Source organism: Escherichia sp. 93.0816 (genome assembly GCF_013368855.2).
Classification (GTDB): domain Bacteria; phylum Pseudomonadota; class Gammaproteobacteria; order Enterobacterales; family Enterobacteriaceae; genus Escherichia; species Escherichia ruysiae.
In genome coordinates this window covers 12,793-25,849 of record NZ_JABWNC020000007.1, presented here as the reverse complement: position 1 = coordinate 25,849, position 13,057 = coordinate 12,793, and the positions used below count along the sequence as shown (strand labels likewise).

The following is a 13,057-nucleotide window of genomic DNA, read 5'->3' as shown; positions in this document are numbered from 1 at the left end:
CGCTGGCACCTATTACGTCTCGCGCTACAATCGCGGTAATCAACGATAAGGACACTCTGTCATGACTAAACACTATGATTACATCGCCATCGGCGGCGGCAGCGGCGGTATCGCCTCCATCAACCGCGCGGCTATGTACGGTCAGAAATGCGCGCTGATTGAAGCCAAAGAACTGGGCGGCACCTGCGTGAACGTTGGCTGCGTGCCGAAAAAAGTGATGTGGCACGCGGCGCAAATCCGTGAAGCGATCCACATGTACGGTCCGGATTATGGTTTCGATACCACTATCAATAAATTCAACTGGGAAACGTTGATCGCCAGCCGTACCGCCTATATAGACCGTATTCATACTTCCTATGAAAACGTGCTCGGTAAAAATAACGTTGATGTAATCAAAGGCTTTGCCCGCTTCGTTGATGCCAAAACGCTGGAAGTAAACGGCGAAACCATCACGGCCGATCATATCCTGATCGCCACCGGCGGTCGTCCGAGCCACCCGGATATTCCGGGCGTGGAATACGGTATTGATTCCGATGGCTTCTTCGCCCTTCCTGCTTTGCCAGAGCGCGTGGCGGTTGTTGGCGCGGGTTACATCGCCGTTGAACTGGCGGGCGTGATTAACGGCCTCGGCGCGAAAACGCATCTGTTTGTGCGTAAACATGCGCCGCTGCGCAGCTTTGACCCGATGATCTCTGAAACGCTGGTCGAAGTGATGAACGCCGAAGGCCCGCAGTTGCACACCAACGCCATCCCGAAAGCGGTAGTGAAAAATGCCGATGGTAGCCTGACGCTGGAGCTGGAAGATGGTCGCAGTGAAACGGTGGATTGCCTGATTTGGGCGATTGGTCGCGAGCCTGCCAATGACAACATCAACCTCGAAGCCGCTGGCGTTAAAACTAACGAAAAAGGCTATATCGTCGTCGATAAATATCAAAATACTAACGTTGAAGGTATTTACGCGGTGGGCGATAACACAGGCGCAGTGGAACTGACGCCGGTCGCGGTAGCGGCAGGTCGCCGTCTCTCTGAACGCCTGTTTAACAACAAGCCGGATGAGCATCTGGATTACAGCAACATTCCGACCGTGGTCTTCAGCCATCCGCCGATTGGTACTGTTGGTTTAACGGAGCCGCAGGCGCGCGAGCAGTACGGCGATGACCAGGTGAAAGTATATAAATCCTCTTTCACCGCGATGTATACCGCCGTCACCACTCACCGCCAGCCGTGCCGCATGAAGCTGGTGTGCGTTGGACCGGAAGAGAAGATTGTCGGTATTCACGGCATTGGTTTTGGTATGGACGAAATGTTGCAGGGCTTCGCGGTGGCGCTGAAGATGGGCGCAACCAAAAAAGACTTCGACAACACGGTTGCCATTCACCCGACGGCGGCAGAAGAGTTCGTGACCATGCGTTAAATGTTAAAGGGCAAAGAGTGGTGTGCTCTTTGCCCTTAGCTACGTTTCCGCTATCAGTTCAGAAGCTGAAGCAGGAAGCGGATCAGTTCCAGTAGCGCAATTAACGCCCCAAGAACGATGATTGCTTTATCAATCACCCGTTTTCTCCATGCGATGGAGTGAGAATGCATCCGCTTACTCATCCATTGCCTGTCACGGCGCATGTCCCATTGTTAGATGACGACTATCTCACTCCGGCCAGAGCATCAGTTAACGGCACCACCCGTACAACTGATCAGGACTTTGAAAGCGTTTATGCGCATTGCCAGAGTGAAAATGCCTCAGAGCTAACTGGATAATCATACAGTACATACAGGTTATAAAACCAGCACGTCCTTGCAATAGTTTCAGTATGGTATTAGCATTGATGCGTTAGATGATGACTATCTCACTCCAGCCAGAGCCACCAACTCAGGGCTGGAAAGTAAAAAACCGACGCAAAGTCGGTTTTTTTACGCCCTGATTCAGACCGCCTTTCAAATGAATACCCAACTCAAAATTCACACCCATTACCTTCCTTTGCACCTACGCATCCGTTAAACCATATATGTTTTTGACTTATCCGTTTTGAAGAGAGACACTGCCTGCAACAATCAGGAGCGCAATATGTCATTTCTTTTACCCATCCAACTCTTCAAAATTCTTGCCGATGAGACCCGCCTGGGCATCGTATTATTGCTCAGTGAGATGGGTGAGTTATGCGTGTGTGATCTCTGTACGGCCCTGAATCAGTCGCAGCCCAAGATCTCACGCCACCTGGCATTGCTACGGGAAAGCGGTTTATTGCTGGATCGCAAGCAAGGTAAGTGGGTTCATTACCGTTTATCGCCGCATATTCCTTCCTGGGCTGCAAAAATTATTGAGCAGACCTGGCGATGTGAACAGGAAAATGTTCAGGCTATTGTCCGTAACCTGGCCCGACAAAATTGTTCCGCAGACAATAAGAACATTTGCAGTTAAAAATTTTATCTAAACACATATGAAATTTCGCATGTGTTATATCCGGGAGGCATTATGTTACTGGCAGGCACTATCTTTGTCCTGACCATCGTATTGGTTATCTGGCAACCGAAAGGTTTAGGCATCGGCTGGAGTGCAACGCTGGGCGCAATGCTGGCGTTAGTTACAGGCGTGGTTCATCCGGGCGATATTCCTGTGGTGTGGAATATCGTCTGGAATGCAACTGCCGCATTTATTGCCGTTATTATCATCAGTCTGCTGCTGGATGAATCCGGCTTTTTCGAATGGGCGGCGCTGCACGTTTCACGCTGGGGCAATGGTCGTGGTCGCCTGCTGTTTACCTGGATTGTCCTGCTCGGTGCCGCCGTTGCAGCTCTGTTTGCCAATGATGGCGCGGCGCTTATTTTAACGCCGATTGTCATCGCCATGCTGCTGGCATTAGGTTTCAGTAAAGGCACTACGCTGGCGTTTGTGATGGCGGCCGGATTCATTGCCGATACCGCCAGCCTGCCGCTTATCGTCTCGAACCTGGTGAATATCGTTTCGGCAGATTTCTTTGGTCTTGGCTTTCGCGAATACGCTTCGGTAATGGTGCCGGTGGATATCGCCGCGATACTGGCTACCCTGGTGATGTTGCATCTCTATTTCCGCAAAGATATTCCGCAGAACTACGATATGGCGCTGCTGAAATCTCCCGCCGAAGCGATTAAAGATCCTGCCACCTTCAAAACTGGCTGGGTTGTTTTACTGCTTCTGCTGGTGGGATTTTTCGTCCTGGAACCACTCGGCATTCCGGTAAGCGCCATTGCGGCGGTGGGTGCGCTGATTTTGTTTGTAGTCGCTAAACGCGGTCATGCTATCAATACGGGTAAAGTGCTGCGCGGTGCGCCCTGGCAGATTGTCATCTTCTCGCTCGGTATGTATCTGGTGGTTTATGGCCTGCGCAATGCGGGGCTGACAGATTACCTTTCTGACATACTCAACGTACTGGCAGATAACGGCCTGTGGGCCGCGACGCTGGGCACCGGATTCCTGACCGCCTTCCTCTCTTCGATCATGAACAATATGCCTACGGTACTGGTTGGTGCGTTGTCTATTGATAGCAGCACGGCGTCTGGCGTCATCAAAGAAGCAATGGTTTACGCCAACGTTATTGGCTGCGATCTGGGGCCGAAAATTACACCTATTGGTAGCCTGGCAACGCTGCTCTGGCTGCACGTACTTTCGCAGAAGAATATGACGATTACCTGGGGATATTACTTCCGCACAGGAATTATCATGACCCTGCCGGTACTGTTTGTAACGCTGGTGGCGCTGGCGCTACGCCTCTCTTTCACTTTGTAATGAGATACTGATATGAGCAACATTACCATTTATCACAACCCGGCCTGCGGCACGTCGCGTAATACGCTGGAGATGATCCGCAACAGCGGTACAGAACCGACCATTATCTATTATCTGGAAACCCCACCGACTCGTGATGAGCTGGTAAAACTCATTGCTGATATGGGAATTTCTGTTCGCGCCCTGCTGCGTAAAAACGTTGAACCGTATGAGGAATTGGGTCTGGCAGAAGATAAATTTACTGACGATCGGTTAATCGACTTTATGTTGCAACACCCGATTCTGATTAACCGTCCAATCGTGGTAACGCGGCTGGGAACCCGCCTGTGCCGTCCTTCGGAAGTGGTGCTGGAAATTCTGCCTGATGCGCAAAAAGGCGCGTTCAGCAAGGAAGACGGTGAGAAAGTGGTTGATGATTCGGGTAAACGATTAAAATAAATAAAGGGGGGTGGCTGTGCCCCCCCAATCTCTGACGAAGCGCGTATCATTTCTTACCGGATGCATGATCGTGCAATTTCAGTAAATTGCGCTTCCTGCCCTCGCGGATAAATAGTTTCCATTTTAATAAATGGTTATCACCATAATGCTAATAATTAGCACTCCATGCAACATGAGAGAAAAAATAAACTCATTATAATAATTAAATAAAGAACTAATATTACGAGGAGACGGATAATAACATCATATGTCAATGCTATCCGGGACTAATATTCAAGGATATAAATATCAGACAGGTTTACGTTACTATCAGGCATATCGCCTAAGAATCGGATGAAAACTATAAAGAAATATCTATTATGGTTTTAACATTTGTTGATAAGGATAGTAACATGAACAAGACAAAAGGTGCACTCATCTTCAGCCTTTCATTTTTTCTTGCCGCATGTAGTTCGATTCCGCAAAATATCAAAGGCAATAACCAACCTGATATTCAAAAAAGTTTTGTTGCTGTTCATAACCAACCAAATTTGTATGTTGGTCAACAGGCACGCTTTGGCGGTAAGGTTATCAACGTTATTAACGGCAAAACAGATACGTTGTTAGAAATCGCCGTATTACCGCTGGATAGCTATGCCAAACCTGAAATTGAAGCCAACTATCAGGGTCGCCTGCTCGCCAGACAAAATGGCTTCCTTGACCCAGTGAACTACCGCAATCACTTTGTTACCGTTCTCGGCACAATTCAGGGCGAACAACCTGGATTTATCAATAAAGTCCCGTATAACTTCGTTGACGTGAATGTACAAGGTATTCAGGTGTGGCATTTGAGAGAAGTGGTCAACACCACCTACAACCTGTGGGATTACGGCTACGGCGCATTCTGGCCTGAACCAGGCTGGGGCGCACCTTACTACACTAATGCGGTTAGCCAGGTAACACCAGAACTGGTGAAATGATTTAGTTTAAAGATGCAGATATTTTTCAAATATCTGCATCTTTAGTATGAATATTTATATATAACTATAATTATAATATCCTCTCTATTTATTACCTTTGGCACCTGATTATAAAGTTAATGTCCGCAACAGGAGTCGGTTATGTTTCTTATAATTACCAGGGATACAATGTTTTTCACCGCCATGAAAAATATTTTAAGTAAGGGTAATGTCGTTCATATACAGAACGAAGAAGAGATCGACTTAACATTGCATCAGAATGCCTTAGTGATTATTGACACGTTAATGAATAATGTCTTTCATTCTTCAATACTCAACAAAATTGAACATCTGAAGCCTGTTCATGTCATTGTTTTCTCACCATTTAATATTAAACGTTGTCTGGGAAAAGTCCCGGTAACCTTTGTCCAGAGAAATATTACGATTATTGACTTTGTCGCGCTGCTTAATGGCAGTTACTGTTCTGTGCCAGAAGCGGATGTGTCACTCTCATGCAAACAACATCAGGTTCTGACCTGCATTGCTAATCAAATGACGACGGAAGATATTCTGGGAAAATTAAAAATTTCGCTGAAAACATTCTATTGCCATAAACACAATATTATGATGATTCTTAACCTTAAGCGGATCAACGAACTGGTACGTCATCAACATATTGATTATCTGGTCTGAACTCGCCAGCTGATATTTATAAAGAGGCCCGGCGACCGCCAGACCTCCGCACAATCACGCTTTACGCAGTAACACCTTCCTGCGTCAATGCCGCAATCTGTTTACGCCATTGCGCTTGCTCCTGTTCGCCTTCTGTACGTTGACCATAGAGCTGCGCAATCTGCGTACCATCATGGGCAAACAATTCCAGACTGGTCACATAACCGTCACTGGCGGGTTTACGAGTAACCCAGGTTTCAGCAATGCACTCCTCTAAAAGGTGAAGAGTAAACGTTGGGTTGAAAATATTCAGCCAGCCTTTCATCGGCACCACTTTTTCAACCACACCGGTGAAGATCTGTACGCAACCACGGTTGCCAACAAATACCATGATCTCATTAGCATCTTGCTGGGCGGATTCCAGTATCTGCGCCAGCGCGCTGTTGGGTACTTTGCAGGCCAAATCGTCTGCCACCAGATTAAACGCCTGCTGACGAGTCAGGTTGTGGCGCTTGAGCAACGTAAAAAACTGATGAACGTCGGTCATCGCCCGCCACTCTTGCTCGACCACACTGGCATCTACGTCGGTTTGTGCGGCAGTCGCATCAGCGGCTTTTAACTCAAGCGGCGTATTCTCTTCGACGATAAAACGCCCCAGAAGCTCGTTCCATGCCGCCATGTCAGTATTGTCGGTGGCATAAACTTTCAGTAACGCATCGCCCTGATGATCAAAGAACTGAATACTCTGGCGTTCGCCGCGAGCCGTGGTTTCTTTTATATGGAAAACACTGTCCCACTGATTGAGAAACAGTCGCAAATCCAGCGCGCGCGGGTTGAGTATTAATCCGGCATGACCGTTCAAATGCTGGTTCGTGAAAGCACCAATCTGCTCATGAACAGCATATTCGTTCCGGCAAATGCATTTGGTTTCGCCAACGCTTTCCAGTGCCGCCAGAATTTCACGAATATTGCCACGCATCCGCCACGCATCGTGCGTGACACGGGCAAATGCCAGCTCTGCTTCGCTAATATTCATTAAACCTGCGATGTCACGCGCGTACTTTCCGGGATTTTGTTCTTTTAACTCAAGCCAGCGTGTGTAGTGGTTCATTGTCTCTCTTCCTTCCAGATAAACGCCCCGAAATATCGGGGCAGATGATTACCATTGATAACTCACGAAAATTTTTCCGTTACGACCATCCTGCGGGATACCCTGCGGCGACCAGTACTCTTTATCGAAGGCGTTGCCCAGTACCAGTGTGGTGGTCATGCCTTTGAGTGCCTGCTGTCCTTGATAACTAACGTAGAAATCATTCACCCCGTAGCCCGGTTGTTTACTGTAACTGCTGCTGACATGTGTTGAGCGATCGGCAAACGTACCGACCCAACCGACAGAGAAGCCGCTGTGGGCAATGGGAATATTCAGGGTGCTGGTAACAGTATCCGGATTAATGCTGGAGATATATTCACCGGTGTCGGTGTCTTTGCCACGGGTACGGTTATAGGCCACATCAAGGCTAAACAGATCAGTGGTATATTTCGTCATCACATCCCAACCCCAGATTTTGGCGTTCGGGACGTTATACGACATGGTCGTCGCCGCTGCGAAATCGACGGTAGTGGAGATGTAGTCCTTCGCTTTGGTATCAAAGTAGCTGGCTTTAAATTCCAGGGCATCATTGGACAACATCAGGTCATCAAAACGCAGCCCAAAGCCGTACTCCTGAGTTTCGTTGGTTTCCGGACGCAAATTCGGGTTCGGCACCCAATAGTTGGTATAGAAACGACCAATCGAGAAGTGCTTAGAATCGTTATACATTTCGCCCATCGTCGGGGCGCGGAATGCCTGCGCATACGAACCAAATAACATCAGCCAGTTGGTCGGGTTGATAGTCATCCCTGCACGAGACGACCATTTGTCGGCATCCACATCTTTGTAACCGTCGCTGCTACCGCGATAGCTGTCATAGCGGGTTCCGCCGAGCAGGGTAATCGGCAGATCGCGTAAGGTTATCTCATCTTGCAGCCAGCCAGAGCTGAAATCGATTTTCGCTTGCGGGAAGCCCGTCGTCGCACCGCCAGGATGTTGTTCCTGACGATAATACTCACCGCCATATGTCAGCAGATGAGAGGCAAAACTGTCGGCAAACAGAGTGGAACGGTTCTCCAGTTTGGCACCTTTTGTTGTCTGTTCACGATACTCGCCGGAACTCCCCGTGTTCTGCGCATTAATACGGACTTCCGACCAGTAAACTTTTGCATCGGCATTTAACCAGTCGTTGCCCAACGGAGCGAGTTTATAAGCAAGCTGCGCATCACGTTGAATCGTGGAGCGATCAACCATCGGGTTGCTGCTATCAGAAGCCTCAACGGTCTGCGGATTTTTGGGTTCACGCGCGTCGTTATTGTAATAACGCACTAACCCGCTCAGAGACTGGGCAGAATCAATTTGCCAGGTTCCTTTCGCCAGCATGTTGTTGATAGCCTCGTCATTCGGCGCGGTTTCACCATTGCTCTGGCGTAAATCACCACGATCGCGACTGGACCAGGCCACAATACCATCCAGATTTTCAGTTCGCCCAAAAGCACTGGCGCCCAGCCCCAGGCTATGATCGCCCGTGCCGCCAGTGCCAAAGACACGAAAACCACTGCTTTGTCCTTCCTGCAATAAATCTTTTGCATCGACCGTATCGTAGGAGATAACCCCTCCCAGCGCGCCACTGCCATACAGTAATGCCGAAGGCCCACGGACAATCTCAACACGTTTGATCAGCGCCGGATCGAGGAAAGTACCATTCAGGTGTCCGGTATCAGTTCCCTGACGAACACCATCGACAAGAACCAGCACGCCGCGATGATCATAGCCACGCATATTCACATCCTGACCATTTGTGCGTCCCGTACCATCAAGAGTAATCCCAGGAACATGGCGCAGCAGATCGGTGGCTGAAGTGGCCGTTTGGTTTTCAGGGGCGGAAGTGTCGATAACGCTGACCATCATTGGCGCTTCGAAGGAACTGCGGGCATTCCCCGTTGCAGTAACAGTCATGGTTTCAGTAGCAAAAGCAATCGTCGGCAAGCTGGCGGAAACAGCCAAAGCCAACAAACTCAAGCGCAACGAGGTAAATTGCGGACGTGACATAGCGATTCTCCATGAGGAAAATAAAAAATGCTGGCTGCCTGGGTAAAAACCGGGGTGGCTGGCGAAAATAAATTTATTTACGATTCAAGGCGATAGTATTAGCCAGGTGAGTTAATTGGCGTTTATATCCCGTGAAATTACCTGGTATTTCTGACAATTGCGCAAATACACGCCCTCTTTATCAGGCCTGGTGGTACACCACGTCTGGAGTGAAGAGTGCAGTGCGTTATCCCTTACAAAAGTTATAGTTTCATTATCCATATGATCATATTTTGTTAAATGTCAACTTGATAATGAGAATTATTATCGATCAATTTTTTATGATCAAGCTTTTTTTAACCGCTATTAACACACTAAACAGGGGGTTATAAAATCTGTTTATGTCTCATCAACCACAGCCTCCTTGTCACAATTCGCCCCACCGCGCCGTAACGAATCTTTGTCGTTAACTGCAATAATTTTGCTATCTCTTTGCCCTGCAACCCGCAACATTGCTGGTATTTCGCCTTTTTCCCGCCCTCAAATTTAGTCGGTAACAATAACGTTAGCTGACGAATCATCTTGATAAAAATCAAAAATAAATACGCTTGTAACGCCTTGTGTATTGAATCGATGGTGGTATTTCATATATAACTCAAATGATAATCATGATCATTCTCAATTTGATAAGAGTTCTCATATGATGCCAAGGATCACCACCAGGCCGTGTCTTTTTTCCCCACTAACGTTATGTATTTCAGCCGTGGCCTCTGCCGCGAAGACCACGGTAAATCATATCCCCATGAAAAAACTGTTTACGGCAGTACTGGCTCTTAGCTGGGCTTTTAGCGCAACGGCGACCGAACGTATCGTGGTTGCTGGAGGGTCACTGACGGAACTAATCTACGCGATGGGTGCTGGTAACCGCGTGGTTGGTGTCGATGAAACGACATCTTATCCACCAGAAACCACCAAACTGCCGCATATTGGCTACTGGAAGCAACTGAGCAGTGAAGGCATTTTGTCACTTCGCCCGGATAGCGTAATTACCTGGCAGGATGCCGGGCCACAAATTGTGCTCGACCAACTACGAGCGCAGAAAGTCAACGTCGTCACCCTGCCGCGTGTGCCTGCCACCCTTCAGCAGATGTACGCCAACATTCGCCAACTGGCAAAAACGCTACAGGTTCCTGAACAAGGCGAGGCGCTGGTGACACAGATCAACCAACGCCTGGAGCGAGTACAGCAAAACGTGGCGGCCAAAAAAGCTCCGGTTAAAGCGATGTTTATTCTCTCCGCAGGCGGCAGTGCGCCACAGGTTGCCGGTAAAGGCAGCGTCGCAGACGCCATTCTGTCGCTTGCCGGAGCAGAAAATGTCGCTACCCACCAGCAGTACAAAAGCTACAGCGCGGAATCGCTGATTGCGGCTAACCCTGAAGTGATTGTCGTCACCTCACAAATGGTCGATGGCGATATTAATCGGCTGCGTTCTATTGCCGGAATTACCCACACCGCCGCCTGGAAGAACCAGCGCATTATCACCGTTGATCAAAACCTGATTCTGGGAATGGGCCCGCGTATTGCTGATGTCGTTGAATCTTTACACCAGCAGCTTTGGCCGCAATAAACGGATTTAAATCAGACGTATGAACATGAAAAACACCCTGGATCTCACGCCACATTTTGCTTTAGACGGAGACCAGCCATTTAAAGACAGGCGCGCCATGATGCCGTTTCGTGGGGCCATTCCGGTCGCCAAAGAACAACTGGCACAAACCTGGCAAGAGATGATTGGTCAAACGACTTCACCTCGTAAACGACTGGTTTATCTGCATATTCCTTTTTGCGCGACACACTGCACGTTTTGTGGTTTTTATCAGAATCGTTTTAACGAAGATGCGTGCGCTCGTTACACCGATGCCCTGATTCGAGAAATCGAGCTGGAGGCAGAGAGCGTATTGCATCAGTCCGCACCCATCCACGCGGTCTATTTCGGTGGCGGCACACCTTCCGCGCTCTCGGCGCGCGATTTGTCCAGAATCATCACCACACTACGAGAGAAATTACCACTGGCACCCGATTGTGAAATCACCATTGAAGGCCGGGTACTGAATTTTGATGCTGACCGAATCGATGCTTGCCTTGACGCAGGAGCAAATCGTTTCTCGATTGGTATTCAGTCATTTAACAGCAAAATTCGCAAGAAAATGGCACGCACCTCTGATGGTCCGACCGCCATTGCGTTTATGGAAAGCCTGGTCAAACGCGACCGTGCTGCGGTGGTGTGCGACCTGCTGTTCGGCCTGCCAGGTCAGGATGCGCAAACCTGGGGAGAAGACCTAGCTATTGCCCGCGATATCGGCCTCGATGGTGTCGATCTCTATGCGCTCAATGTCCTGCCCAACACGCCGCTGGGCAAAGCCGTGGAAAACGGGCGCACTACCGTGCCCTCTCCGGCAGAACGTCGCGATCTCTATCTGCAAGGGTGTGACTTCATGGACGATGCCGGTTGGCGCTGCATCAGTAACAGCCACTGGGGTCGCACCACACGCGAACGTAATCTCTATAACCTGCTGATTAAACAGGGTGCCGATTGTCTGGCCTTTGGTTCCGGCGCTGGCGGTTCGGTTAATGGTTACTCCTGGATGAACGAACGCAACCTTCAGACCTGGCATGAATCCGTCGCGGCAGGCAAAAAACCGCTGATGATGATCATGCGTAACGCCGAACGTAATGCGCAATGGCGTCATACCTTGCAGTCAGGTGTTGAAACAGCGCGTGTACCGCTGGATGAACTTACGCCACATGCCGAAAAACTCGCGCCGTTACTGGCTCAATGGCACCAAAAAGGCTTAAGCCGCGATGCGTCAACTTGCCTGCGGCTGACTAATGAAGGTCGTTTCTGGGCAAGCAATATTTTGCAGTCTCTTAATGAACTAATTCAGGTACTTAATGCGCCAGCGATTGCGCTTGAAAAACCATAACAGGAGTGATTTATGAGCCATGTCTCGTTACAAGAATTTTTGAAAACGGAGCCGGACGGTACGCTGGAAGCGATCGCCGAACAATACAACACCACACTGCTGGAAGTAGTGAAAAATCTGCCCTCTCCGACGGTCGTGTCAGGCGATAAATTCGATACTGTCTGGGATACCGTCTGCGAATGGGGCAACGTCACCACGCTGGTGCATACTGCCGATGTGATCCTCGAATTTAGCGGCGAACTGCCTTCGGGTTTCCATCGTCACGGCTATTTCAACCTACGCGGAAAGCACGGCATGTCCGGGCATATCAAAGCAGAAAACTGCACACATATTGCCTTGATCGAACGTAAATTCATGGGCATGGACACCGCCTCTATTCTCTTTTTCAATAAGGAAGGCAGCGCCATGCTGAAAATCTTCCTCGGCAGGGATGACCATCGTCAGCTCCTGAGCGAACAAGTCAGCGCCTTCCATGCTCTGGCGGCATCTCTGAAGGAACATGCCTGATGACGCCGTGGCTACTCTTTGGCGCAGGCGGAAAGGGAGTTGGAGCCAGAACGCTTGCACTGGCGCTGGCGGAACAACGTCCGGTCGTTGCTGTCGTTCGTCATGCCGATGCCGCCACGAAACTGGCGCAACAAGGTGTGCAGGTTTTTACTGGCGACGCCTGTGATGCCAGCGTGGTCGCAGCGGCCTGCCGCGCGGCAGGCCCGGATGCGCTTGTTATCTCAACAATGGGTGGCGCACAGGATTATCTGGCGCACAGAACAGTGATTGATGAGGCCGAAAAGGCCGGCATCAGTCGCATGATTCTGGTGACCTCTTTGGGATGCGGAGATAGCTGGCCGTTTTTATCGGATCGCGCCAAAGCCGCGTTTGGTCAGGCGGTACGGGAAAAAACGCTGGCGGAAAGCTGGCTGCAAACCAGCCAACTTGATTACGCCATTCTCCGTCCAGGCGGTCTGCTTGATGGCGCAGCAACGGGTAAAGCGTTACGGATACAAAATCAGGAATGCCATGGTTTTGTCCGCCGTGCCGATGTCGCTGCACATATTGCTGAACTGGCCAGTCAGCCGACACTCAACAAGCAGATCTACAGTCTGATTGAACCAGATCTGAAACCAGCGTAATCCCCTCCCGGCGCGGA

The 13,057-nt window shown here is 49.6% G+C and carries 13 protein-coding genes; 10 read left to right on the top strand and 3 right to left on the bottom strand.

Going from position 1 to position 13,057, the window contains the following annotated elements:
- Positions 1 to 61: 61 nt before the first annotated feature.
- Positions 62 to 1,414, top strand: coding sequence for a glutathione-disulfide reductase (gene gorA / locus HEM79_RS10010; RefSeq protein WP_000160811.1), 1,353 nt, complete (start codon positions 62 to 64; stop codon positions 1,412 to 1,414).
- 53 nt (positions 1,415 to 1,467) lie between these two features.
- Here gorA and dinQ read toward each other — a convergent pair whose 3' ends face one another.
- A complete protein-coding gene (dinQ, locus tag HEM79_RS10005; RefSeq protein ID WP_001295215.1) occupies positions 1,468 to 1,551 on the bottom strand; it encodes a damage-inducible type I toxin DinQ in 84 nt (27 codons plus the stop codon).
- Positions 1,552 to 2,059: 508 nt separating this feature from the next.
- Here dinQ and arsR point away from each other — a divergent pair.
- The 5 genes from arsR (at position 2,060) to HEM79_RS09980 (ending at position 5,826) form a co-directional block, all read left to right on the top strand.
- Entirely contained in the window at positions 2,060 to 2,413 is a 354-nt protein-coding gene (gene arsR, locus HEM79_RS10000) for an As(III)-sensing metalloregulatory transcriptional repressor ArsR (RefSeq protein WP_176241346.1), read from the top strand.
- A gap of 54 nt (positions 2,414 to 2,467) precedes the next feature.
- Complete coding sequence (gene arsB / locus HEM79_RS09995; RefSeq protein ID WP_176241345.1) at positions 2,468 to 3,757, top strand: arsenite/antimonite:H(+) antiporter ArsB; 1,290 nt, start codon at positions 2,468 to 2,470, stop codon at positions 3,755 to 3,757.
- A gap of 12 nt (positions 3,758 to 3,769) precedes the next feature.
- The gene (gene arsC, locus HEM79_RS09990) at positions 3,770 to 4,195 is read left to right on the top strand and encodes a glutaredoxin-dependent arsenate reductase (protein ID WP_000065789.1); all 426 of its coding nucleotides are present in this window, start codon (positions 3,770 to 3,772) and stop codon (positions 4,193 to 4,195) included.
- Positions 4,196 to 4,587: 392 nt separating this feature from the next.
- Positions 4,588 to 5,154, top strand: coding sequence for an outer membrane lipoprotein Slp (gene slp / locus HEM79_RS09985; RefSeq protein ID WP_001044202.1), 567 nt, complete (start codon positions 4,588 to 4,590; stop codon positions 5,152 to 5,154).
- A gap of 141 nt (positions 5,155 to 5,295) precedes the next feature.
- Complete coding sequence (locus HEM79_RS09980; RefSeq protein WP_000478613.1) at positions 5,296 to 5,826, top strand: helix-turn-helix domain-containing protein; 531 nt, start codon at positions 5,296 to 5,298, stop codon at positions 5,824 to 5,826.
- Positions 5,827 to 5,887: 61 nt separating this feature from the next.
- On the opposite strand, the gene chuS is transcribed toward HEM79_RS09980, so the two are convergent.
- Together chuS and chuA are read right to left on the bottom strand one after the other, a co-directional pair.
- Entirely contained in the window at positions 5,888 to 6,916 is a 1,029-nt protein-coding gene (gene chuS, locus HEM79_RS09975) for a hematinate-forming heme oxygenase ChuS (RefSeq protein ID WP_176241344.1), read from the bottom strand.
- Positions 6,917 to 6,964: 48 nt separating this feature from the next.
- The gene (chuA, locus tag HEM79_RS09970) at positions 6,965 to 8,854 is read right to left on the bottom strand and encodes a TonB-dependent heme/hemoglobin receptor ChuA/ShuA (RefSeq protein WP_309245441.1); all 1,890 of its coding nucleotides are present in this window, start codon (positions 8,852 to 8,854) and stop codon (positions 6,965 to 6,967) included.
- Between the two features lie 775 nt (positions 8,855 to 9,629).
- Between chuA and shuT the strand changes: the two genes are divergently transcribed.
- From shuT to chuY, 4 genes are read left to right on the top strand one after another with little or no spacing between them, the layout of a single operon-like run.
- Positions 9,630 to 10,553 (top strand): heme ABC transporter substrate-binding protein ShuT, encoded by a 924-nt coding sequence (gene shuT, locus HEM79_RS09965; protein WP_176241410.1) that lies wholly within the window; start codon positions 9,630 to 9,632, stop codon positions 10,551 to 10,553.
- Positions 10,554 to 10,572: 19 nt separating this feature from the next.
- A complete protein-coding gene (gene hutW / locus HEM79_RS09960; protein ID WP_176241343.1) occupies positions 10,573 to 11,910 on the top strand; it encodes a heme anaerobic degradation radical SAM methyltransferase ChuW/HutW in 1,338 nt (445 codons plus the stop codon).
- Between the two features lie 12 nt (positions 11,911 to 11,922).
- Complete coding sequence (gene hutX / locus HEM79_RS09955; protein WP_000020032.1) at positions 11,923 to 12,417, top strand: heme utilization cystosolic carrier protein HutX; 495 nt, start codon at positions 11,923 to 11,925, stop codon at positions 12,415 to 12,417.
- A complete protein-coding gene (gene chuY, locus HEM79_RS09950; protein WP_176241342.1) occupies positions 12,417 to 13,040 on the top strand; it encodes an anaerobilin reductase in 624 nt (207 codons plus the stop codon). Before hutX ends, chuY begins: the two co-directional genes overlap by 1 nt.
- Positions 13,041 to 13,057: the final 17 nt, after the last annotated feature.